The sequence below is a fragment of the Acinetobacter sp. YH12129 genome (assembly GCF_013418685.1).
Classification (GTDB): Bacteria; Pseudomonadota; Gammaproteobacteria; order Pseudomonadales; family Moraxellaceae; genus Acinetobacter; species Acinetobacter amyesii.
The window spans coordinates 11,997-35,910 of record NZ_VPBP01000029.1 but is presented as its reverse complement, the minus strand read 5'-3'; the positions used below and the strand labels follow the sequence as shown (position 1 = coordinate 35,910).

The 23,914-nt window shown below is 41.3% G+C and carries 16 protein-coding genes and 1 rRNA gene; 11 read left to right on the top strand and 6 right to left on the bottom strand.

Annotated features, from left to right (window positions below; translation table 11 throughout):
• The first annotated feature begins 4 nt into the window (after positions 1 to 4).
• From rrf to FTU65_RS13135, 6 genes are all read left to right on the top strand, one after another.
• Positions 5 to 119, top strand: a 5S ribosomal RNA gene (gene rrf, locus FTU65_RS13160).
• Positions 120 to 721: 602 nt separating this feature from the next.
• Positions 722 to 2,095: an MFS transporter gene (locus FTU65_RS13155; protein ID WP_180005363.1), complete on the top strand. Its 1,374-nt coding sequence runs from the start codon at positions 722 to 724 to the stop codon at positions 2,093 to 2,095.
• A gap of 361 nt (positions 2,096 to 2,456) precedes the next feature.
• A complete protein-coding gene (locus FTU65_RS13150; RefSeq protein WP_180066883.1) occupies positions 2,457 to 3,902 on the top strand; it encodes an aldehyde dehydrogenase family protein in 1,446 nt (481 codons plus the stop codon).
• A 117-nt stretch (positions 3,903 to 4,019) separates the two neighbouring features.
• Positions 4,020 to 4,550, top strand: coding sequence for a DUF1287 domain-containing protein (locus FTU65_RS13145; protein WP_373685143.1), 531 nt, complete (start codon positions 4,020 to 4,022; stop codon positions 4,548 to 4,550).
• 367 nt (positions 4,551 to 4,917) lie between these two features.
• Positions 4,918 to 6,402: a sodium-dependent transporter gene (locus FTU65_RS13140; RefSeq protein WP_180066881.1), complete on the top strand. Its 1,485-nt coding sequence runs from the start codon at positions 4,918 to 4,920 to the stop codon at positions 6,400 to 6,402.
• Position 6,403: 1 nt separating this feature from the next.
• Positions 6,404 to 6,514 carry a methionine/alanine import family NSS transporter small subunit gene (locus tag FTU65_RS13135; protein ID WP_180005359.1) on the top strand — a complete coding sequence of 37 codons (111 nt, stop codon included), beginning with the start codon at positions 6,404 to 6,406 and terminating at the stop codon, positions 6,512 to 6,514.
• 82 nt (positions 6,515 to 6,596) lie between these two features.
• Here FTU65_RS13135 and rsmB read toward each other — a convergent pair whose 3' ends face one another.
• Together rsmB and fmt are read right to left on the bottom strand one after the other, a co-directional pair.
• Entirely contained in the window at positions 6,597 to 7,904 is a 1,308-nt protein-coding gene (gene rsmB / locus FTU65_RS13130; protein WP_180026227.1) for a 16S rRNA (cytosine(967)-C(5))-methyltransferase RsmB, read from the bottom strand.
• Positions 7,904 to 8,863 carry a methionyl-tRNA formyltransferase gene (gene fmt, locus FTU65_RS13125; RefSeq protein WP_180066879.1) on the bottom strand — a complete coding sequence of 320 codons (960 nt, stop codon included), beginning with the start codon at positions 8,861 to 8,863 and terminating at the stop codon, positions 7,904 to 7,906. The genes rsmB and fmt overlap by 1 nt, the downstream gene beginning before the upstream one ends.
• 437 nt (positions 8,864 to 9,300) lie before the next feature.
• Here fmt and ilvD (FTU65_RS13120) point away from each other — a divergent pair, with 437 nt between their 5' ends.
• From ilvD (FTU65_RS13120) to FTU65_RS13105, 4 genes are all read left to right on the top strand, one after another.
• Positions 9,301 to 11,130: a dihydroxy-acid dehydratase gene (ilvD, locus tag FTU65_RS13120; RefSeq protein ID WP_111885144.1), complete on the top strand. Its 1,830-nt coding sequence runs from the start codon at positions 9,301 to 9,303 to the stop codon at positions 11,128 to 11,130.
• An 850-nt stretch (positions 11,131 to 11,980) separates the two neighbouring features.
• Positions 11,981 to 13,666 (top strand): dihydroxy-acid dehydratase, encoded by a 1,686-nt coding sequence (gene ilvD / locus FTU65_RS13115; protein WP_180066878.1) that lies wholly within the window; start codon positions 11,981 to 11,983, stop codon positions 13,664 to 13,666.
• Between the two features lie 151 nt (positions 13,667 to 13,817).
• Entirely contained in the window at positions 13,818 to 15,140 is a 1,323-nt protein-coding gene (locus tag FTU65_RS13110; protein WP_180049579.1) for a hypothetical protein, read from the top strand.
• Complete coding sequence (locus FTU65_RS13105) at positions 15,121 to 15,408, top strand: chorismate mutase (RefSeq protein WP_078191648.1); 288 nt, start codon at positions 15,121 to 15,123, stop codon at positions 15,406 to 15,408. Before FTU65_RS13110 ends, FTU65_RS13105 begins: the two co-directional genes overlap by 20 nt.
• 82 nt (positions 15,409 to 15,490) lie before the next feature.
• On the opposite strand, the gene FTU65_RS13100 is transcribed toward FTU65_RS13105, so the two are convergent.
• Positions 15,491 to 17,440 (bottom strand): acyltransferase family protein, encoded by a 1,950-nt coding sequence (locus tag FTU65_RS13100; RefSeq protein WP_180066877.1) that lies wholly within the window; start codon positions 17,438 to 17,440, stop codon positions 15,491 to 15,493.
• A gap of 364 nt (positions 17,441 to 17,804) precedes the next feature.
• On the opposite strand from FTU65_RS13100, the gene FTU65_RS13095 reads away from it, so the two are divergent.
• Positions 17,805 to 18,542: a sulfite exporter TauE/SafE family protein gene (locus FTU65_RS13095; RefSeq protein WP_180066876.1), complete on the top strand. Its 738-nt coding sequence runs from the start codon at positions 17,805 to 17,807 to the stop codon at positions 18,540 to 18,542.
• 9 nt (positions 18,543 to 18,551) lie between these two features.
• Here FTU65_RS13095 and FTU65_RS13090 read toward each other — a convergent pair whose 3' ends face one another.
• The 3 genes from FTU65_RS13090 to ppc all read right to left on the bottom strand — a co-directional run bounded on the left by FTU65_RS13090 (position 18,552) and on the right by ppc (position 23,855).
• Positions 18,552 to 19,454 (bottom strand): LysR family transcriptional regulator, encoded by a 903-nt coding sequence (locus FTU65_RS13090; protein ID WP_180066875.1) that lies wholly within the window; start codon positions 19,452 to 19,454, stop codon positions 18,552 to 18,554.
• 114 nt (positions 19,455 to 19,568) lie between these two features.
• Positions 19,569 to 20,873 (bottom strand): solute carrier family 23 protein, encoded by a 1,305-nt coding sequence (locus FTU65_RS13085; RefSeq protein WP_078191643.1) that lies wholly within the window; start codon positions 20,871 to 20,873, stop codon positions 19,569 to 19,571.
• Positions 20,874 to 21,170: 297 nt separating this feature from the next.
• Positions 21,171 to 23,855, bottom strand: coding sequence for a phosphoenolpyruvate carboxylase (gene ppc, locus FTU65_RS13080; RefSeq protein ID WP_180066874.1), 2,685 nt, complete (start codon positions 23,853 to 23,855; stop codon positions 21,171 to 21,173).
• Positions 23,856 to 23,914: the final 59 nt, after the last annotated feature.

Genomic DNA, 23,914 nt, shown 5'->3' with positions numbered 1-23,914 from the left:
TTGTGCTGGCGACAATAGCAAGAGTGAACCACCTGATCCCTTCCCGAACTCAGAAGTGAAACCTCTTAGCGCTGATGGTAGTGTGGGGTTACCCATGTGAGAGTAAGTCATCGCCAGCTCATTATTCAAAACACCCCCTGATATCTCAGGGGGTGTTTTTTTATGCAAGGAGAAAAAAGGAAAAAGGGAAAAGGAGAAAAATATAGATAAATTGATGCTTGAATCATCTAAACATGGGTGATTATTAGACAATCAATGCATTCAAAAAATCATCAATTTAAGGAATTCTCAGCTTTAAATGCCGTAAAACCTGAATGTAAGTAAGCCAAAACAACCGTTTAAATGCCTAATTATCGACTTAAGTGATGGCTGATGACTTATGATTTCGAAATCTACGACTTAGATCGTAGAACTGCGATTTTTTTCTATAAAATTTGAGTTTTATTCTGACAATTTTCATATCAAATAATCTATCGTCTGATTGTGATTTAGCTTCTAATAACGCATTGATAATTAATCATTATTAAAACTAGACCCGCAGTTCATCGACTTTTGTATGTATAAATATTTCAAAAATATTCGAGTTTTTATGACATTTTATTCCCAAACAACATGGATATATCTGAAAGGTATGGATCTATACCTTTGTAATTTTGGACAATTTACATTGAAAAACGGCATTGTAGCGAAAAATAAAACTCACAATTGGAGGTGAGGTTCAATGTCTGCAAGCACAATGAATGTGAATAGCGTTGTCGATAACGCTAAGTTCACAAAATCGCATTTCAGCATCATGATGTGGTGTCTAATTCTTATTTTATTTGATGGTTATGACTTAGCGATCAATGGTGTTGCGCTGCCTTTATTGATGAAAGATTGGGGATTAACAGCTGTTCAGGCAGGCATGCTTGCGAGTACAGCACTTGCAGGGATGATGTTTGGTGCCATGATGTTTGGTACTTTGGCTGATAAGATTGGCCGTAAGAAAGTCATCATGATCTGTGTATTTTTATTCAGTACATTCACATTTCTAGGCGGTTTTGCATCAAATCCTACTGAATTTGGTGCTTTACGTTTTATTGCTGGACTTGGCATTGGTGGGGTATTACCGAACCTTGTGGCATTGACATCTGAATATGCACCTAAGCATCTACGCAGTACTTTAGTGACCACTATGTTCAGTGGTTATGCAATGGGTGGCATCATGGCGGCTCTCTTTGGTTCATGGTTTACTGCGGATTATGGCTGGCAAATCATGTTCTTCATTGCGGGTATTCCACTGTTACTGTTGCCATTTGCTTGGAAATTTTTACCTGAATCGCTCACATTTTTGGTGAAGGTGAATCGTCATGATGAAGCACGTCGTATGATTCAAACCATTGCACCTGAACAAACCGTGACTGCAAATACTCAACTGGAACTGACTGAAGTTGCGGTTCCGGGTGGAACATCTGTTAAAGCGTTGTATAAGCAAGGTCGTGGCGTAAGTACGATGTTGTTTTGGCTGTGTTTCTTTATGTGTCTATTAACGCTTTATGCATTAGGCAGTTGGTTACCAAAACTAATGATGGCCGCAGGTTATTCATTAGGTAGCAGTTTGACCTTCCTATTGGCGATGAATATTGGTGCCGTAATTGGTACGATTGGCGGCGGTATTTTAGCGGACAAATTCCACTTAAAACCGGTGATCATTACATTATGTCTCGCAGGTGCTGTGGCACTATCTTTACTCGGCTTTAATTCACCACAGCCTGTGATCTATCTTTTGGTTGCTGTCGCAGGTGCATCGGCAATTGGTTCGCAAATCTTGCTGTATAGCTATGTTGCACAGTACTATCCGTTGTCTGTACGTTCGACAGGTATTGGATGGGCATCTGCAGTCGGTCGTACAGGTGCGATTGTTGGCCCTATTCTGATAGGCTATTTATTATCACAAGAATTGCCACATCAAATTAATTTTATGGCTGTGGGAATTCCAGTAGTCATCGCAGCGATTGCAGTGTTCTTTATTCGCAAAGCGCAAACGGATGAAGAGGTTGCCGCTTTAGAAAATGTGAATAAGACTTCAGTGAAAACACAGCGTTCGTATAGCTAAAACATAGATTTAAAAAGCCCGTCATTTGATGGGCTTTTTTTATGTTGTACTCATAATTCTTATCATTGAATTTAGGTTGAATGATTTATTAAAAAATTGATAAATAATGAGATTTAATATTTTAAATAGCTTTTCTAATTTAATTTCATCGTTATATAGAGACTCGATCATACGGTTTTCAGTGCAAGCAGAGATCTGAAAATAGGGGATGAAGTTCAGGGCGTATAAGTAATCAAGTTTGAGGCTTGTGGTTCATTTTGTTACTTAAATATAGTGAACTCTGTGCTCAGTCAGCGCATGATAGAGGGCATAGATTTATTCACATTTATCAATAATGTCTCAAGATCATGGAAATATCGTCATGTCCAAAGCCGTACAAGATATAAAAGACTATCCGCTCTATGTTGCAGGTAAAGCATTGACTACCGATCAGTGGTTAGAAGTGAATCAAAAATATACCCAAGACGTATATGCACGCGTTGCACTCGCAGATGCTGCAACCATTGAAAAAGCCATTGATTCAGCGGTTAAATCTAGCGCTGCAATGGCGGCATTGGAACCTTTTCAAAAACAAAAAATCTTACTGCACTGTGTTAAACGTTTTAATGAAATGCGTGCAGAATTGACTGAAATTTTAATTGCGGAAGGTGGAAAACCGTGTAAAGCCGCAGCTGCTGAAGTTGAACGTTTAATTAATACCTTTCAAATTGCTGCCGATGCTGTCACACAGATGGATGATGGTCGCATGATCCCATTGGCGGTTACTGCAGCGGCATCTGGCTATCAAGGCATGGTCAAACATGTGCCGATAGGCCCTGTATCCTTGATCAGCCCGTTTAATTTTCCGATCAATCTGACTGCGCATAAAATTGCACCTGCCATTGCCGCAGGCTGTCCATTTGTTTTGAAGCCTGCAAGTTTGACGCCTATTTCAGCTTTAAAAATTGCGGAAGTTTTGGCAGAAACGGATTTACCTAAAGGTGCTTTTTCAGTTTTACCTTGTCCACGTGAACATGCAGATGTCTTGGTAACAGATGACCGATTTAAACTGCTCAGCTTTACCGGTTCCGATGTTGTCGGCTGGGATATGAAAGCGCGTGCGGGGCGTAAAAAAGTGACTTTGGAACTCGGTGGCAACGCTGCTGTATTGGTTGAGCCTGATACTGAAATTTCAGCGGCATTTATTGAACGCTTAGTCGGTGGGGCGTATAACCATGCAGGGCAGGTGTGTATTAGTGTTCAACGCATCTTGGTGCATGCCGATATCTATGCCGATGTGAAGAAAAAACTCGTGGCGAGAATGAAGCAGCTTAAAGCGGATGATCCACAGTTGGAAAGCACCATGGTCGGTCCAATGATTAAGGAAGCAGAAGCAACACGCGTGCATAAATGGGTCGATAAAGCAGTCAAAAAAGGAGCTAAAGCTTTGGTTCGTGGTGAACATCAGGGGGCTTTGCTCGATCCAATTTTATTAGAAAATGTCGATGAATCACTGGAAGTGTATAAAGATGAAATCTTTGGTCCTGTAGCGATTCTAGAAAAATACAAAAATTTTGAAAAAGGCATCGCCAAAATTAATAGCAGCCGTTTTGGTTTACAAGCGGGCGTCTATACGCAAAATTTGAATAAAATGTTGTATGCGTGGAATCACTTAGATGTCGGTGGAGTGATTATTAATGACATTCCATCTTTCCGTGTTGATAACATGCCATATGGTGGCGTAAAAGATTCTGGCTTAGGTCGTGAAGGGATTCAGTCTGCCATTCGAGATATGCAAGAAGAACGCGTATTGGCGATAAAACTGTAGCAGTTTAAACTTAGGCTTGGTTCAGTATGGATCTGTTCGAAGCCCAGTTTTTGAATCATTTCAAAAAATCTAAAGTGAATAAGAAAAATGAAACGAATTTTATTATTGGTCAGTTTGATGACCGTGAATATGGCTGTCTTTGCCTTTAACGCCACTCAAATGGTGACGGATGCACGCAGTCAAATTGGGAAAACCTTATATTATGATCCTGCGTATACTGCACTGCGTTATCCAATGGGAGATGTCCCTTTAATCAAGGGTGTTTGTACCGACGTGGTAATTCGTGCATTACGACAGCAAGGGATTGATTTACAACAAACCATTCATGAAGATATGAAAGCCAATTTTAAGCAGTATCCACAAAAATGGGGCTTAAAAAGTACTGATAAAAATATTGATCATCGGCGTGTTCCCAATATTCAAACCTGGATGCAACGCCAGGGCTATGTAGTCAAAGATAAGCAGTATTTGGCAGGTGATATTGTCACTTGGGACTTAGGGCGTGGTTTAGTGCATATCGGTGTGGTTTCAGATCGTAAAATGAAAGGTAGCGGGGTTCCGCTGATCATCCATAATATAGGAGAGGGCACACAGGAAGAAGATCTTTTGCATGCCTATCAAATTACCGGACATTATCGAGTGAAATAACTTTAAAAATTTAATTGGAAATAAAATATTCCTAAAAGTTATATTATTAATAACTTAAATTGTATGAAAAATAAGCTGATTAAATGAACATTTAAGCCTAAACACATTATAAAAATGGAATATTTGCCGTAGAAATTACAGAAAAACTTAAAAAAAGTGAGTATTGTTAATTCATACAAAGGGAAAGTTATTTGTGGTGTTTTTAACCAAAATGCGCATGTGATTTTTCTGTTTGCAATTTGGTATAGACGCTCACAAGGTATCTCACCAGATCAAACACCCAGAATTTTATTTTTATGGTTCTTTTTTTGCTCGCGATATAACCATAACAAGCAGCAGTTAAAGATGCCTGAGGTTTAGGTGTTCTATGTCAGATAATCGTGAAAACTGGTCGGCACGATCAGGATTTATCATTGCCGCTATTGGTTCCGCTGTAGGTTTGGGAAACATTTGGCGTTTCCCTTACGTGGCGTATGAAAATGGTGGCGGTGCATTTTTAATTCCCTATTTAATTGCAATTTTTGCAGCGGGTTTGCCTTTATTGTTCTTAGATTATGCAGTGGGGCATAAATTCCGAAAAGCACCGCCAACTGCATATAAAAAACTTATGAACAGTGAGGCATTAGGCTGGTGGCAAGTGATGGTGACACTCATCATCGGGATCTACTATGCCAGCGTATTGTCATGGGCCGGTAGTTACATGTATTACGCCATTGGACAACAATGGGGCTCAGATACGGAAAGCTTTTTCTTTAAAACCTATCTACAAAATGGTGATGGCTTAACATTTGGTTTTGTTCCGACTTTATTTGTTGGTTTAGTCATTGTTTGGGCTGTGGTGATGTTCATTCTCTATGGCGGTGTACGTCGTGGTGTAGAACTTGCCAATAAAATTTTTATGCCGTTATTGATCGTGTTATTTAGCATTTTAGTCATTCAAGCATTGCGTCTACCGGGTGCGGCAGAAGGCTTAAATGCATTCTTTACGCCAAACTGGGATGCGATGACTGACTATAAAGTATGGTTAGCAGCCTTTGGTCATATCTTCTTCTCGTTATCGATTGGTTTCGGGATCATGTTGACCTATGCGTCTTACTTAAAAGCAAAAACCAACTTAACCGGTTCAGGTGTAGTCGTTGCATTAGCCAACTCATCATTTGAAATCTTAGCGGGTATTGGCGTCTTTGCAGCACTTGGTTTCATGGCACAAAGTTCAGGTGTACCTGTAAAAGAAGTAGTATCTGGTGGTATTGGTTTAGCCTTTATTGCCTTCCCGAAAATCATTTCGAGTATGGGGGCAGGCGGTGATTTGTTTGGCTTCTTGTTCTTTGCTTCGTTGGTGGTTGCAGGGATTACCTCTATGGTGAGTATCTTGCAAGTGCCAATTGCAGCGTTTCAAGACAAATTGGGTTGGTCAAAAAATAAAGCTGTAACGATTGTTGCGGGCGGTTCAGCAATCGTATCTACACTTTTATTCTCTACACAAAGTGCCATTACTTTTGTTGATATCATTGACTACTTTGCCAATAACATTGGGATCGTGGGTGGTGGTTTACTCTCTATTATTTTGGTGTCGTGGTTCCATCGTCCATTGATGAAACAATTACAAGAGCATGCAAATCAATACTCAAGTATCAAGTTGGGTCAAGGTTGGAATTTCTTATTGACCGTGATCACCCCAATTTCATTATTGGTTGCACTTGTATTGACGATTAAGGCTGTCGCAACTGAAGGTTATGGCGGTTATCCTGCAACGACACTTTGGTTGGTGGGTGGTTCGGTATTGGCCTTCTTTGTATTGGGTTCTGTTCTATTAAGCTTGTGTAAAGACAAAGGTCCAGAGGAGAATTAATATGAATACATCTGCAATGATCATGATGATTTTATCAATTGTTTTGCTATGGGGTGGTTTACTTTTAGCGACGATTCATTTGGTGAAAAATCCTGACGAAGCTGAAGATTAAATTTAGAATGACGAAAAAAATGCCCGATGAAATCATCGGGCATTTTTTATGATTGTTTACATCTAAAAAGGTGTTTATTGATTTAGGCCGTTTTTACTATACGGCAATAATAGAAGCCATCGCCATAACCCACTTTCGGGAAAAGTTGACGACCATGGATTTGTTCAACTCCCCAATCTGCTTCAATTTTAATTTCTTGGGCATCGGCATGATTGGCAAAGAACTCAACCATTTGCTGTTCATTTTCAGCTTTTAAAATCGAGCAAGTGATGTAAAGCAGCGTACCGCCAACTTTAAGTTGCTTCCACATGTTTTCCAAAATTTGCTTTTGTAATACTACTGTTTTCGCAATGTCGCCCGATTGACGTAGTAAACGAATGTCAGGATGACGACGCATTACACCGACAGCAGTACATGGCGCATCGAGCACGATACAATCAGCAAGCTCAGGAACAGTGTAAGTGATGGCATCGGCAGTTTGGATTTCGACATGTTTACCATCGAGAACCAAACGATCAAGGTTTTCAACTACACGTTTCAGGCGCTTTTCATCTTGGTCGAGTGCGATGAGTTTCTTCGGTTGGAAGGTCTCTAAAATGTGTGCAGTTTTACCACCGGGCGCAGCACAAGCATCAATCACAAATTTACCATCGAGATTTGGTAAGAGTGTTGCACACAGCTGAGCATGTTCATCCTGTACCGAAAAACCACCTGCTTCAAAGCCCGGCAAACTTGGAATATGTAGACTTTCATCCATCACAATACCGACATTAGAGAGTTCACAACGATGTGCATCGATGCCTTCATCTTCCAGAATATCAAGGTATTCATCACGGCTCACTTGGCGTGTATTGACACGTAAAGTCAGTGGCGCAATTTGTTTAAGCTCATAGCTGAGCTCGTCAAATTGTTCACCCCAGTCTTTTTTCAGACGTTTGGTTAACCAACTTGGTAAATTGGTGGCTTGTTCAAGTACGTCGTAGAACTGTTCTGTTTCACGTGTTGCACGGCGCAAAATTGCGTTGATTAAGCCACTTAGACTTCCCATACCCAATTGTTTTGCAGCTTCCACCGTTTCAGAAATTGCAGCGTGAGCCGCGACACGGGTACACAACAATTGATACAAACCAAGGTATAAACAGGTTTCAACCACTTGGTTATCTACAGGTTTAGACAGTAATGGTAAAGTCAGTTGTTTCAATGCGTACCATTGACGTAAACAACCAAGCACCAATTCATGGAATAACGCACGGTCTTTATCTGACACGATATTCATTTGCTGCGCGAGTACCGATTGCAGCGATTGACCATTTTGGACAGCCAATAACGTCTTCACTACCTGAGCACGTAAATTAAGGTCTCGGGTCGAGGCGTTGGGAGATTGCTTCATTATAAAATTTGTCCAATAGTCAATTTTTGGGTTTGTAAAATTTGTACAGGGTTGAGTGGTTTAGCACCCGGCCATTGCAAAGAAGTCAAAATAATCACGCTGCCATTGGCACAGGCAACGTGTATGCCTTTTTTATCGATGGCAATGATTTCACCTGCTTGAGCATTCGGTGCAGACGCAGCAGAAAGTTCAGAATGCCAAACGCGTAAATTGTTTTGTTCATCTAACTGAATAAATGCTACCGGCCACGGATTAAAGGCACGGATGTTGCGATCGATTTGTACGGCATCGATGGACCAATCAATTTTTGCTTCAGCTTTTGATAGCTTATGTGCATAAACTGTTAATGCTTCGTCTTGAACTTCACGGCTGTCTAAATATTGCTGCAATGTTTGTTCAGTGTCTAAAACGGCAGCAATTGCAGTTGCACCTTGCTCTGCAAGTTTGTCATGCAAAGTTGCAGAGGTATCCGTTGCTTCAATCGGGCAGATGGTTTTATACATCATGTCGCCAGTATCTAGTCCGGCTGCCATTTTCATAATGGTGACACCTGTTTCAATATCACCTGTTGCGATGGCACGTTGAATCGGTGCTGCACCGCGCCAACGTGGCAGCAATGAACCATGAATATTCAGGCAACCATATTTCGGGGTATCTAGCACGACTTGCGGCAAGATCAAACCATAGGCTGCAACCACCATAACATCGGCATTTAAAGCGGCTAATTCAGCTTGTGCGGCTAAACCTTCTTCAGTCGATGATTTGAAATGAAGGGGTTGGTAAACAGGAATATGGTGCTCTAAAGCCAATTGCTTTACGGCAGAAGCTGTGAGTTTTTGTCCACGTCCAGCTTTGCGGTCAGGTTGAGTGTATACCGCAACAATTTCATGTTGTGTGTTGAGCAAAGCAGCTAGTGCTGTTGCGGCAAATTCTGGCGTACCGGCAAAGATGATTTTCAAAATGAATGAACCGAATCTGTGTTGAATATGTGGATTATAGCAAATGATTAATGCGTAATTTAGAACATTAGAAATTGATTTTTGCAACTTTGAAGCTGTCCAAGCTCAATGATTTCATAACCCAAAATCGCAAATTTGCAATTTTTAAATAAATTATATTTATATAAAATTTAAAAATTATTCATGAAAGTTTTGTATTGTGCAGCCTTTGATGGCGGTATAGTAGATTTCAGTTAAAAGATTTTTGTCGTCAAATCACTCGGTTTTATTTATAGACCCATCTGCCCAAATCTCAGCTTAAAAAGCCATCTTTAAAAACAATGGCTTGGTGTATGATAGGTTTAAAATTCGACTGATTTTACATCATTGTCAGTATGATTTAGCCAGAGTGAATCTGCAGGGTTCATTTCAAGCTCAAACTTTGTTGGAAATATAAAATGCCTGACTATCGTTCAAAAACATCGACACACGGAAGAAATATGGCGGGTGCGCGCGGCTTATGGCGTGCAACTGGTATGAAAGATGAAGACTTCGGTAAACCAATTATTGCCGTCGTGAACTCATTTACTCAATTTGTACCGGGTCACGTTCATCTTAAAGACCTTGGTCAACTCGTGGCGCGTCAAATTGAGCAAGCAGGCGGTGTAGCCAAAGAGTTCAATACCATTGCGGTTGATGACGGTATTGCGATGGGTCATGACGGTATGCTGTATTCATTGCCTTCACGTGACTTGATTGCAGACTCTGTTGAATACATGGTGAGCGCACACTGTGCCGATGCCATGGTATGTATTTCCAACTGTGACAAAATTACTCCAGGGATGTTGATGGCGGCAATGCGTTTGAACATTCCAGTGGTATTTGTCTCTGGTGGTCCAATGGAAGCGGGTAAAGTTAAAATCCGTGGTAACGACAAAGCCATCGACTTAATTGATGCCATGATTGTGGCTGCAGATGACAACTATACCGATGAAGAAGTAGCAGAATACGAACGCTCTGCATGCCCAACTTGTGGTTCATGCTCAGGTATGTTCACCGCAAACTCAATGAACTGCTTAACAGAAGCATTGGGCCTGTCTTTACCGGGTAACGGTTCTACACTGGCAACACATGCAAACCGTAAAAAATTATTCGAACGCGCAGGCTCTTTAATTGTTGAATTGGCTAAACGTCATTATGAACAAGATGATTACAGCGTATTGCCACGTGAAATGGTGACCAAAGCCTCGTATGAAAATGCCATGACTTTAGACATCGCGATGGGTGGTTCAACCAATACCGTTCTACACTTGTTGGCGGCTGCCAATGAAGCGGGTGTTGATTTCACGATGGATGACATTGACCGTTTATCTCGCAAAGTGCCTGTTCTATGTAAAGTTGCACCTGCGAAAAACGACGTACATATGGAAGATGTACACCGTGCTGGCGGTATCATGTCCATTCTCGGTGAATTAGACCGTGCAGGCTTATTGGACACATCTGTAGGTACTGTTCACGAAGCAAGCTTAAAAGATGCTTTAGATAAATGGGACATTATCCGTACTGAAAATGAAGACGTTTACCAATTCTTCCGTTCAGCGCCGGGCGGTGTACCAACGCAAACTGCATTCTCACAAGATCGATATTACCAACGACTAGATGGTGACCGTGAAAATGGCGTGATCCGTAATGCTGAACATGCGTTCTCGAAAGACGGTGGCTTAGCTGTGCTTTACGGCAACATTGCGCTCGATGGTTGTATCGTAAAAACTGCGGGTGTAGATGATTCAATCTTGAAATTCAACGGTACTGCACGTGTGTTTGAAAGCCAAGATTCAGCAGTAGAGGCGATCTTGGGCAATGAAATCAAAGCCGGTGATGTGGTTGTGATTCGCTATGAAGGCCCACGTGGTGGTCCGGGTATGCAAGAAATGTTGTACCCAACCAGCTACTTAAAATCGAAAGGTCTAGGCAAAGAATGTGCATTATTGACTGACGGTCGTTTCTCGGGCGGTTCGTCAGGCCTGTCTATTGGTCACGTTTCACCTGAAGCAGCAGAAGGTGGTGCAATTGGTTTGGTGGAAGATGGCGATTTAATCGAAATTGATATTCCAAACCGTACCATCAACCTTGCTGTTGATGAAGCAACCATGGCCGCTCGCCGTGCAGCGCAAGAAGCCAAAGGTTGGCATCCAGTTGAAGAGCGTCCACGCAAAATTTCGAAAGCATTGAAAGCGTATGCAATGCATACCACGAGTGCGGCGAAAGGCGCAGTACGTGAAATCTAAGCTTTAGATTTCTAAATAGAAAAGCACTCCTAATGGGGTGCTTTTTTATGCAAGTAATATTTTATAAATCCCCAACTTTTGCTATGGAGAGGTGCGACAGGAAGTCGAACGTTTGCTAGTATAGCAGGGATGCTATATCGGGCAGATAAAGGCTTTTGTTTACTTTTGGCCTGTCAAAAGTAAGGAGTGCCTACGAGATAGTATTAGAGTTTTATTCTTTAATATGAGGCTGTATGGGAAAGAATCTAAAACCTAAACTCATACTTGCTGCGGTGATTTTTTTATTTTGATTTTCACTAAATTGAATATTGTGGAAGCTTATTTTTATAGTCTTTAAATTTAAAAAAATGACACAACGGAGTCTTATCTTTTTAAAGCAAATTTTAGGAGCTCTTATGTTACTTTTGTTTTGGCAAAAGTAACCAAAACCATTTGTCATCCGCAAAACCTGTCCACTTAAGATTCAAAAAATATTTTTTGCAAAAACAGTTTCTTTAAAAGACCACGCAGGTTGCGGATGACATTTCCGCGTATCAGGTATTAGATAAAATTGAACGCATCATAAATCATTACTTTAGTCATTTTATGTGCTTTATTTTCGAGATAATGGACGTTCCCTCTCCTTTTAGAGGAGAGGGCTAGGGAGAGGATTCATACGCAATTCTTCTTTTCTTCAAATCTTCTCATACGTCTTATATGGCTTTGCCATGTGATTGAAAAGTGTTGAATACATTAAAATCTCTTTTGTTGAGATGTAATTTCTTTTACATACCGAGCGCTTTCTATACAATAAATTTAAAAGAATCTGCCAAAACTGAGGCACAAAATCAGCGATCGCCAAGGAAGAACAATGAGTAAAAATAATATCCGCGAACATTCAGCACCTGTTTATGACGGCATAGAAAATGCGCCTGCACGTTCCATGATGCGTGCCACAGGCTTCCAAGATGCTGACTTTAAGCGCCCATTTATAGGCATCGCCTCGACTTGGGCCAATGTCACGCCGTGTAATATGCATATTGATGGCTTGGCGCGTGAAGCTGAAAGCGGGGTGAATGCCGCAGGCGGTAAAGGCATTATTTTTAATACTATTACGATTTCTGACGGCATTTCCAATGGTACTGAAGGTATGAAGTATTCACTGCTGTCGCGGGAAATCATTGCCGACTCTATTGAAGCTGTGGTGGGCTGTCAGGCCTATGATGGCGTAATTGCCATAGGCGGCTGCGACAAGAACATGCCGGGCTGTATCATGGGTTTGGCGCGTTTAAACCGTCCGGGTCTGTTTATTTATGGTGGCACCATTAAACCCGGAGCAGGTCATACCGACATGATCTCGGTATTTGAAGCAGTGGGTCAGCATGCCAAAGGCGAAATCAATGAAATTCAAGTGAAGCAGATTGAAGAAGTCGCGCTGCCGGGGCCGGGTTCGTGCGGCGGTATGTATACGGCCAATTCGATGGCTTCAGCGATTGAAGCCTTAGGCATGAGCTTGCCAGGTTCATCGGCGCAGGAAGCAGTTTCAGCAGATAAAATTGAAGATTGCCAACGCGCAGGTGAAGCCGTGATGAACCTGCTGCGTCTCGATATTAAGCCGCGCGACATTATGACCAAAGCCGCTTTTGAAAACTCGATTAAAGTGCTGATTGCTTTAGGCGGTTCAACCAATGGCGTACTACATTTGATTGCCATGGCGCATACCGCAGGCGTGGAACTGTCTTTGGACGATTTTGCGCGCATTGGCAAAGACATTCCTGTGGTGGCCGATGTGCGGCCATCGGGTAAATATTTAATGTCGGAACTGATCGCCATTGGTGGTATTCAGCCGCTGATGAAGCGCATGCTGAAGGCAGGTATGCTCGATGGTTCTTGCCTGACGGTTACGGGCAAAACTTTGGCAGAAAACTTAGCCGAGGTAGAGGATTATCCTGAAGGTCAGCAAATTATTCTGCCATTTGATGCACCGATCAAAAAGGATTCGCACTTGGTGGTACTGAAAGGCAATCTGTCACCGACGGGTGCAGTGGCTAAAATTACCGGTAAAGAAGGGCTATATTTTGAAGGGCCTGCGCGGGTATTTGAGGGTGAGCAGGGTGCCATGCGCGGTATTTTAGATGGCGAAGTACAAGAAGGTGAAGTGGTGGTGATCCGCGGTGTTGGGCCGAAAGGCGGACCGGGTATGCCTGAAATGCTGAAACCGACTTCAGCGATTATTGGTAAAGGTCTAGGCCAATCCGTCGCACTGTTGACCGATGGGCGTTTCTCGGGCGGCAGCCATGGTTTTGTGATTGGTCATGTGACACCAGAAGCCTATGAAGGCGGCCCAATTGGCTTGGTCAAAAACGGCGATAAAATATCAATTAACGCTGAAACCCGTGAAATGACGTGGCATGTGGCTGAGGATGAACTTGCTGCACGTCGCGCGGCCTGGGTCAAACCGAAACCGAATTATACCCATGGCGCTTTGGCTAAATTTGCCAAGCTGACCTCTGGTGCGGAGAAAGGTGCGGTGACTGACCTAAATCTAGACGTCTAATCCATTGTTAAACATTGAACATTTAGCCCTGACTTGATATAAGTTTTGCACAAGGCTTATATCTCATTTAAAACAGCTTCATAATAGAAGTTGAATTTAAGCATGTGCTGGCAGTGCTCAGCACAATTCATCATTTTGAGGCAAAAAACGCATGTCACTGTTACGCCGTTGGTTCGATCCAATCCGATCGAGTTGGTTTTATCAGAAACCGACCCGACAAGCGGTGTTACCCACGGAACAAGGTCTGAGTGTTTATCTTCGACTGGATGATGTCTATAGCTATTTGGCTGCGCAGCAACTGCCTCAATTAGAAGAAATTCTCAGTGATGAAATTAAGCCACTAAAAGTGATTATTTGTCGTCAGAGTGCAGAACCTCCTAATCAAATGTCATCGATTGAATGGCAACAATATTGTCTGAATGATGCCCAAATTTTAGCGCGGCAGCATCGTTTTAGTTTTCATGAAACACCTGAACAACCGACCGCTGAAGCTTTAGAACAAGCCGAAATTATTCTAAAAAATACCCCATTACGTGGCCAAGATTTTCTCTATTTACTTGAAGATGTGTTCCACATGTTGTGGCAAAAGCAGTATGGCAAGCTGAGAACACTGTATGCGATGGCCAGCCGTCATCATAAAGCTCAAGATTTTCCAGAACGGATCTTTTCTGACTTACCAATTTTGACGGGTTATTTTGAATTTGGCGAACGTAAGTACCATGCGGTAGATGATTTACTTCGTTTAACGCGCCGTTTAAAACAACAAAAACTCCTGACAGATAACCCGATCTTTATGATCAATCATATTGAATGGCGTGAGCACCTGATCAGTGATGCAGAAGAGTTGAATGAAATTCAGGGACTCGATCCTGAGCTTGATCTCTACATCGCGATGGAAGATCCGATTTCATGGTTACTGTTGGCTTATATTCGTGAGGAATTGGCGGACTATTATAATATTCAGCTGAATGTGTATCCATTGTCGTATCACGGTCGTGATCTGTTTGATTGGAGTTTGGCAACACGTCTGTCTAAACGGACAGAAGTTAAGTTCACGCCATTTTGCCGGCCTACAGAAGCTGCGACATTAGCTATGTCACAGCTTTACTACAGTGCGCCCGAAGAGCAGCGTATTGATGTGATGTATCGTATTTTGGAAGCCGTATGGACCAAAGGGCGTGATTTATCCTTCAAAGCACATTTTCAGGCTTTACAGTATGAGTTAGAGATTTCTGAACTGACTACTAACGATATTGCTGAAAAATTAAAAGAAAATGATATGCACTGTGAGATGAAGTCACAGCCCGATTTTCCTGTTTTAGAATTACGTATTGCAGGTCAAAGCTATGTATTTAATAGTTTATATCGCGTTTGGATGATTGAAAGTATTTTCAGTAATGTGTTAGAAGAGAAGTATAAAAGTGAAAACACCGCTGAAAGTGAAGCCAGAGAAGATGAAGAAAGAAAAAGTTGAGTCATTAGAGCAAGCCCGCGCACAGATTGATGTGATTGATCAGGGAATTATTGAGCTCATTGCTGCACGTCAGTTTTATGTCGATCAAGCGGTGCGTTTTAAGCGTTCAGTACAGGATGTTCAATCACCAGAACGTGTCGAAGCGGTGATTAGTAAAATTCGTCTACAAGCCACAGAGCACGGTGTAAATGCAGATATTGTGGAACGTTTATACCGCGATATGATTCAGCATTTTATTCAACGTGAGTTGAAAGAGATTCGACCATAGTTAGGGCGGATTTGAATTTCGTATAAGAGTTTTTATGTTAAATAATTAAATAAAAAGGACCACGTTAGTGGTCCTTTACTTGTTATTTATCAAAAATTTCTTTTTTAAATATAGGGGCTAATTTTAGAGATGCAGTCCAACTCATATGATCGTCATCATAAAATAAAGGTAAATTATTTTGGGTAAAGTAGCATGTTTCGTTATCACAAAACTCTCTAGATAAATCAATTATTTGAATATTTTTAGTGGACTGTGCTGCCATATCTTGGGCTTTCCAAGCTTGTTTACTTCTTTCGTAGTATTCATTCCAAGTAATGGTTAAATCTTGAGTAGGTAAATGATACTTAAAAATTTTGGCTGCAAGGTTGGAAATTTCTTTTTTAGCTTCTGGAGTTGGCCTTGTAATATATACTTTATGAGATGCAGATAAATCTTTTAATGTATCAACATAGGCATTTCTCATTTGTGCATAATATTCCTCATCAAATACAAGAGATGGAGTATTTATATATCGAATAGGTTGATTACTTTTATCATTTTCTGGTTCACCTTGAAAAATGGCATTAGCTCTATTAATTACTAGGATTGGAATATCAGTCGAGTAGTTCGTTTTTATATCATTAATAATATCTTTTACTCTTTCGCCACAAGAATATTCAGGCATATTAGTCTTTTTTAAATTTTTAACTGTAGGGCAACCACTAATAGTAAATGAAATTAAAGATGTATTATTAGGTAGAGCATTAATAACACCATTTAACATAGCACTTGCATGGCTGTCGCCAACGACTATTAGAGACAATGGTCCATCACCATAGGTACATTTTTTAAGTTGAGAGTCATCCTGTTTACCAAGGCATTCATCTCTTCTTGGGTTAATATCATTGATGGTATTACTAATATTATTAATTTCATTAGAAAAACGGTTTTTAACACCATCAAATTTAAATATCATAATTGAAATTAAGCTAAGAATTGAAATAGATAAAAACCAAAGAAAATAAGCTTTAACTATTGATAAATTTGATAATTTTTTACGAGTTGGATTCTCAATATAAGTATAAGAAAGCCATCCTAGAATGATAGATAAAATTATCCCTGCTGTAATAAATATATAGTCATCATTTTTATAAAAATAATGTAAGAAAAAGACGATCGGCCAATGCCAAAGGTAAATTGAATATGAATTATTACCTAACCATTGGAAAACAGATCCTTTTGTAAAAATAGAATTTTGTTGATGTGCTAAAAGAATAAGAAAAGCACCTAGAACTGGTAGAATAGCATTATAGCTAGGCCATAATGTGTCAGTTGAGAAAATATAACAGCTAATAGCTATTAGAAAAAAACCAATGAACTCTAAAGGTTTTTTATATGGAACTTTTTCTTTAGGAATAAAGAAAATCAATCCTCCAGCTAGCATTTCCCAAGCTCTAGTTGGTAACAGAAAGAAGCCAGCTGATGGATTTTTTGCAGTAATAATGATTGATAATATTAAAGAAATGATTGTTCCTAAAATAAAAAATGTGAGTAGAAAATTTCTAGATTTTTTTATTTTATAAAGTAAAGCAACAATAATTGGGAAAACCAAATAAAATTGCCATTCAACAGATAGAGACCATGTATGGAGCAAAGCTTTATTATGTGAGTCAGTATCGAAGTAGCCAGACTCTCTCCAATACACAATATTTGAAAAAAAGTTGATACTTGAAAGAGTGTGCTTGGCTAATGCCTTATAATCTGTTGGAAGTACAAGAAACCACCCTAAAATAAGTACTATCGTACTGACTACAAAAAGGGCTGGAACAATACGTATACCACGGGCTAGGTAGAATTTTAAAAGCGAAAAATTTCCTTTATCTAAGCTTTTAATAACAATACTAGTCATTAAAAAACCTGATATTACAAAGAAAATATCAACACCGATAAATCCTGCTGCAAATCCTATAATACCAAAATGAAAGAGAACGACAAGGATAACAGCATATGCTCTTAATCCATTAATATCGTATCGAAAGTTTTTGTTATGCATTCACATCTAACCCAAAAATATTGAGGGGATTTTAACCTTTTAATTTTTAAAAGTAATCTTAATTTTTCCTAAAATTAACATAATACGCGTTATACGAAATTCTTGAAATTTTACTATAAGTATCAATATCTTATTGAAAACCGTTCCAGTAAACAGCATATTGGAACGGTTTTTATATTACTATTCAACCAATACACTTATAACTTATTCAAAATCAGAAGAGTTTGTTTAGCCCATCTACGCTATCTGTTTTAGACGCTATAACCTAGCCTCAACTTTTTATTGAGGCTCTATTCCAAAAACACTGATTTTTCAAAGTGCCTGAATTGCATAGCATAGAACCAATTCTTCAGCGAGTTTCTCCATGATTTGGTTCGTCATCACAGTTTTTGCAATCGCAGGTCTGATTAAAGGCACAATTGGGTTAGGCCTGCCTGCGGTATCGATGGGTTTACTCACCATGGTGATCAGTCCATTTCAGGCAGCCACGTTATTGATCATTCCATCTATGGTAACCAACTTTTGGCAACTATTTGCCGAAGGGCAGGTGCTGCGACTAATTCAACGCTTTTGGCCCTTGTTACTCGGCATCATCGTCGGTTCAATTTGGAGTATTTTCCCAACTTTAGGGCATGGCGAGTTTAAAAATGAAGCTTTACTGGGGGGCATGTTGGCACTATACGGACTGTATGGGCTTTGTGCCAAAAGCTTGCCGAACTTTGCACCACATGAAAAATGGCTATCTCCAATGATCGGTTATCTCGGTGGAGCGCTGACTGTAGCCACAGGTGTGGTAGTGATCCCTGTGGTGCCATATTTGCAAGGTTTGCAACTGAAACGCGATGACCTCGTACAGTCACTCGGTTTGGCCTTTACCACGTCAACTATTTGTTTGGCGGTGTTCTTACAGCAAAATCCTGTGGAAGATCTCCCGATTGATTATGCCATGTCAGCCATGGCACTGGTTCCTGCGCTCATTGGCATGTGGGCAGGGAAAAAAATCCGTTACCGCATTCCAGAACAAAAATTCCGTAAGGTGTTTTTTATCGGGTTGATTGCCCTCGGTGGCTATATGATGCTGCACCAGTTTGGCGTGATTTGAAGCCTAGACTTAGCCATCTAAAGTAGATTTTTGTGACAGTAGAAACTGACTGAAATGCTGATAATTTAAGGGTAAATCATCAAAATTACGTGCGGTGAGCAGCAATTTTCGATTGGCCCAGTCACCGCTGAGCTCAACTTGGGCAAAGGCATACAAACTGATTAATCGTTGGGCCGCACGTTTTGGCATGATGGCAACGCCCACACCATTCGCTATCACTTGCGCGATCGCGGCAAAATTCGGCAAACGCAGCCGATACTGAATTTCACAGCCGAATAATTTGGCTTGTGCCTCAATCGATTGTTGCAAGGAATGATATTGCATCAAACCGACAAAGGGATAATTTAAAATCTCTGCGGGTTTGACGCTAGATATCGAGGCCAATTCATGAGTTATAGGACAAATCAGCACCAACGGATCATCTGCAAACTCAAGTGTTTGTAACTTTTCGGATTTAAAGAAACCCGAAATTAGACCTAGTTGTGCATTGCCTTGTTCAATCGCTGCAATGATGTCTTTAGACTCGGCTTCATGCAGCTCAATTTGTGTATTGGGATTTTCCAGCAAATAGCGTGGCAGCAAAACCGGCAAATATTCACTTTGTGCAGATGAATTACACCATAAGGTCATATTGGAACTCAGCCCATGGGCAAAGGACAGCATTGCGTGTTCTAATTGTTGCCCCTCATGCAAGATGCGCTGCGCATGTTCAACCAAGGTTTGACCGGCAAGGGTTAGTTTGACCCCTTTGGCATGGCGAGTGAACAGGGTCGTGCGGTAATGCTGTTCGAGTTTTTTAATTCGTTCACTGGCTGCTTGTAGCGAGATGGCAGAACGAGCAGCGCCTTTGGTCAGACTACCGCTGTCAACAATGTGCAGTACCAATTGAAGGTCGAACAAATCCAGTCGCATACGGTGTATTCCTTGGCTAATGCCTTATCTTACCGAAAGAGTAGCTATAAAAAAAAGCGACCTTTCGGCCGCTTTTCAAATGAATGTTGTATTCTTTTTTAAATGTCTTGGGGCTTATTCTGATTTGTCGCCCAAGCTAAAGAACCAGTTCAAAATCAACGCTGCAAATGTAGCAGTACCAATACCACCTAAGTTGAAGTTACCAAATTGAAGTGCAAAGTCACCTGTACCTAAAATAATCGTGACTGCTGCCACCATCAGGTTTTTATTTTTTGAGAAATCGACTTTGTTTTCAATCCAGATTTTCGCACCTGCAATGGTAATTAGACCAAATACAACAATCGATGCACCTGTCAAAATGGCTTGCGGAATAGTATGAATAATCGCACCAAACTTTGGAGAAAGACCAAGGAAGATGGCGAATACACCCGCAAATACAAATACGATGGTCGAGTAAACACGTGTTACCGCCATCACACCAATATTTTCGCCATAGGTTGTCATACCCGGACCGCCGACACCGCCTGAAAGTGTGGTTGCAACACCATCTGCAACGAAGGCTTTACCAATGTGCGGATCGAGATTTTCACCTGTCATCGCACCTACAGCTTTGATGTGACCAAGGTTTTCTGCAACCAAAATCAACGCAATCGGTGCAATGATGAGCATGGCATTGAAGTCAAACACGGGTGAATGGAAGTGCGGAACACCAAACCAAGCCGCTTCTTGTACGGGAACGAAATTGATTGGTGTGCCATGACCCATGACATTGGAAATGATGTAATACACCAAGTAAGCGAGTAGAAGGCCAACTAAGAGTAATAGACGTTGTAATAAACCTTTGGTGAACACAGCAATTGAACCCATACATAGTACGGTTACTAAAGCCATCCACATATTAAAGTTATTACCGGCAACCCCTTTAATGGTCACTGGGGCAAGGTTGAGACCAATGATCATCACCACTGCACCTGTAACGACAGGTGGCATGAGTTTTTCAATCCAACGGGTACCCGTTGCCATCACGATAAAACCAAAAATGGCATATAAAATACCGCAGGCCATAATCCCGCCAGCAGCCATCGCGATATTGGCATTTGGCGCGCCAGTACCTGACGCTGCATAACCTGTTGCGGCAATGACCACACCAATAAAGGCAAAGCTTGAGCCCAGATAACTTGGTACACGACCACCAGTCATAAAGAAGAACAAGATGGTACAGATGCCCGACATTAAAATTGCAAGATTGGCATCAAAACCCATCAAGAATGGTGCAAGAACCGTTGCACCAAACATTGCAAAGGCATGCTGTATCCCCAATACAACACTTTGCACAGGCGGAAGATACTCATTGGTACCGACAGGACGTGCATCAATATTGCCTTCGTATGGGCGCCATTTGGGAAACCAATTGGACATAAAATGAGCACTCAAAAGATAAATTGTGCACATCATACTCTTGTTTTTTAGAAGATTTAATTACTTTTAAAAATATTTTGTTCAAATTAATTACCTGACTTTACATGTATTTTTACCAAGTGGTAAAAGTTTTTTATATGTAAAATTAATGTTAAATCATGTAATTAATCATTGTTGGTTTTTTATCTTAGTTCATAAATTTTTCTTATTTTATATATTCCTAAACAATTTAAAGCTAAAGTGATTGCTTAAAAAAAAAGCACATCCATGGATGTGCTTCGTTTGGGGTTGGAAGTTTTAGCCAGTGTTACGCAAACCTGCCGCAATACCCGCGATGCTAACCATCAACGCATGGTCGACTGGGGTATTTTCAGCTTGACGCTCGGCAAGGTATGCACGGCGGCGTTTCATCAGTTCGGCTTGTAGTAAATGTAGCGGCAATAAATAAGGCTTACGCACCTTCATGGATTGGTCAAGCACATCGTTACTGCTAAGTAATTTCGATTCACCTTTGAGTGCTAATAGCGTTTGTACCGCATCACGTAAACGCTGACGTAACTCTTCGCCCAACTGTTTGAGGTCTGCGTTATCTGTCAGATGAGACTCATAATATAGTGCCACATGGCCATCAGCCTTAGACAAGACCATTTCCAACATATCAATTAACGTTTGGAAATAAGGCCACTGTTGTAGCATTTCTTCTAAGGTTGCTTTTTGACCCTGATCAATCACCTGATTAATCGCAGCACCTGTACCGAGCCAAGCAGGTAGCATTAAACGAATTTGAGTCCATGCGAATACCCACGGAATCGCACGCAATGACTCAATTCCACCGCTGACTTTACGTTTGGCTGGGCGTGATCCGAGCGGTAACATTTGTAGTTCCAGTTCTGGCGTTACAGTCCGTAGGTATTTTACAAAATGCGGATTTTCACGCACGGTTTGACGATACACCTGTACCGACAGATCCGTCATGCTGTGCATGAGCTTGCGCCATTCCTGTTTCGGTTCAGGCGGTGGTAATAAGGTCGCTTCTAAGGTCGCTGCGGTGTAAATTTCCAGGTTTTGTAAGGCAATGCCTTCTAATCCAAACTTGAAGCGAATCATTTCCCCTTGTTCTGTGACACGAATCGCTCCTGAAATCGAACCCGGTGGCTGTGAAAACAGCGCTTGCTGTGTCGGCGCTCCACCACGGCTGATTGAACCGCCACGGCCATGGAATAATGTCAGTTGTACATCATGTTTTTTCGCAACCGCGGTTAATTCTTCCTGCGCACGATACTGTGCCCAGTTTGCCGACATAAAGCCCGCATCTTTGGCAGAGTCTGAATAGCCAATCATCACCTCATGTTTACCCTGAATATGCTGCTTATACCAATGCATATTGAATAGGGTATTCATGGTACGGGCGGCACCATCCAAATCTTTTAAAGTTTCAAACAGTGGCACAACGCGTAGCGCTTGTTTGATGCCCGCTTCTTTTTGCAGTAACAATACGGCCAAGACATCACTCGGATGCTCTGCCATGGAAATAATATAAGCCCCTAAACTTTCAGGTGGTTGCTCTGCCAAAGTCCGCATGGTTGCAAAGATTTCTTGTACATCCGGATGTTCAATCAGGCTTTGTTTTGGCTCATTTAAAAACTTCGGTAGCAATGGACGTTTGCTTTGCAGTTCCTGAATCAAGAAATTTTGACGGGCTTGCTCCGTCCATGTTTCAAAATTGCCTAAACCTAAATATTCCGTAATGGCAGAAATGGCTTGGCGATGACGAGTCGACTCCTGACGAATATCGAGTTTGAGTAATTCGATACCGAAACAATTCACCCGATGAATAAAGTCGAGTAACTGACCATTGGCAATTTCAGGTAAACCGCTGTCAATCAGTGAACGGTAGCAAACCAATAGTGGATCAAGCAGTTCATGGCGGCTTTTAATGACTTGGCTATCGTCCGCATCTTCACCACGGAGTTTTAGTGCCAACCAGTGACGAGTGGCTTTGAGGCGTTCCCGTGCATCACGTAGATATTCACGATACGGTTCAGGGTGGAAATGACCCAAGGCATCACTAAGCTCTTTGCTGCATTCTTGAATAGAGAGTTCCCAACGCAGGTCTTCGATATCGCGTAAATACAAGTCGGCAGCTTTCCAACGTGAAAGCCACAGCACTTCTTGAGTAATATTATGGGTGACGTTTGGGTTGCCATCACGGTCACCGCCCATCCAAGATGCAAAGCGCACAGGGGAAACATTTAAAGGCAACGTCTTGCCACAATGATCTTGAACCATGCCATCCAATTCACGCATGAATTTGGGTACAGCATTCCACAAGGTCTGTTCGATGGTTGTGAAACCCCATTTGGCTTCGTCGACAGGCGTCGGGCGATGTTGACGAATTTCATCTGTTTGCCATGCCGAGCAAATCAGTTGTTTTAAATCATCCAGTACGGCTTTGCGTTCGCGTGGCGTAAGTTTTTGTTGATCCATTTTAAACAGGCAATCATTAATCCCATCATATTTCTGGATCAAGGTACGGCGGCTGACTTCAGTTGGATGTGCAGTCAGGACCAGTTCAATTTTTAATTCACAGATTTGTTGGAACAGTTGTTCTGCACTGATGTTATTGCTTTTAAATTTTTCAAATAAATGATCCAGTGGATTCGGTGAGGGTGCCTGCTCATCAAACTCACTTTGGCGACGGCTACGCACAACATTGTACTGTTCGGCAATATTGGCAAAGTTGAGAAAGTGCGTAAATGCACGGGTCAGTGGCAGAATTTCTTCATCTTTTAAATTTAAAAATAATTGTTCTAACTGTTTTTCAGCTTCAACTTGTCCATCGCGCGCGCCTTTAGACAAAGCACGAATTTGCTCTACTTGATTAAACAAATCTTGTCCTGCATGCTGCTTTAGGGTTTCACCTAATAAATTGCCCAGTAAGCGCACGTCTTCACGTAATGGAGCATCAATTTGTTGAATCATTTGTTATTTCTCCGCGTATTCCTGTCTCGACTATACCCCGAAAGTGCTGTGGCAAAAGG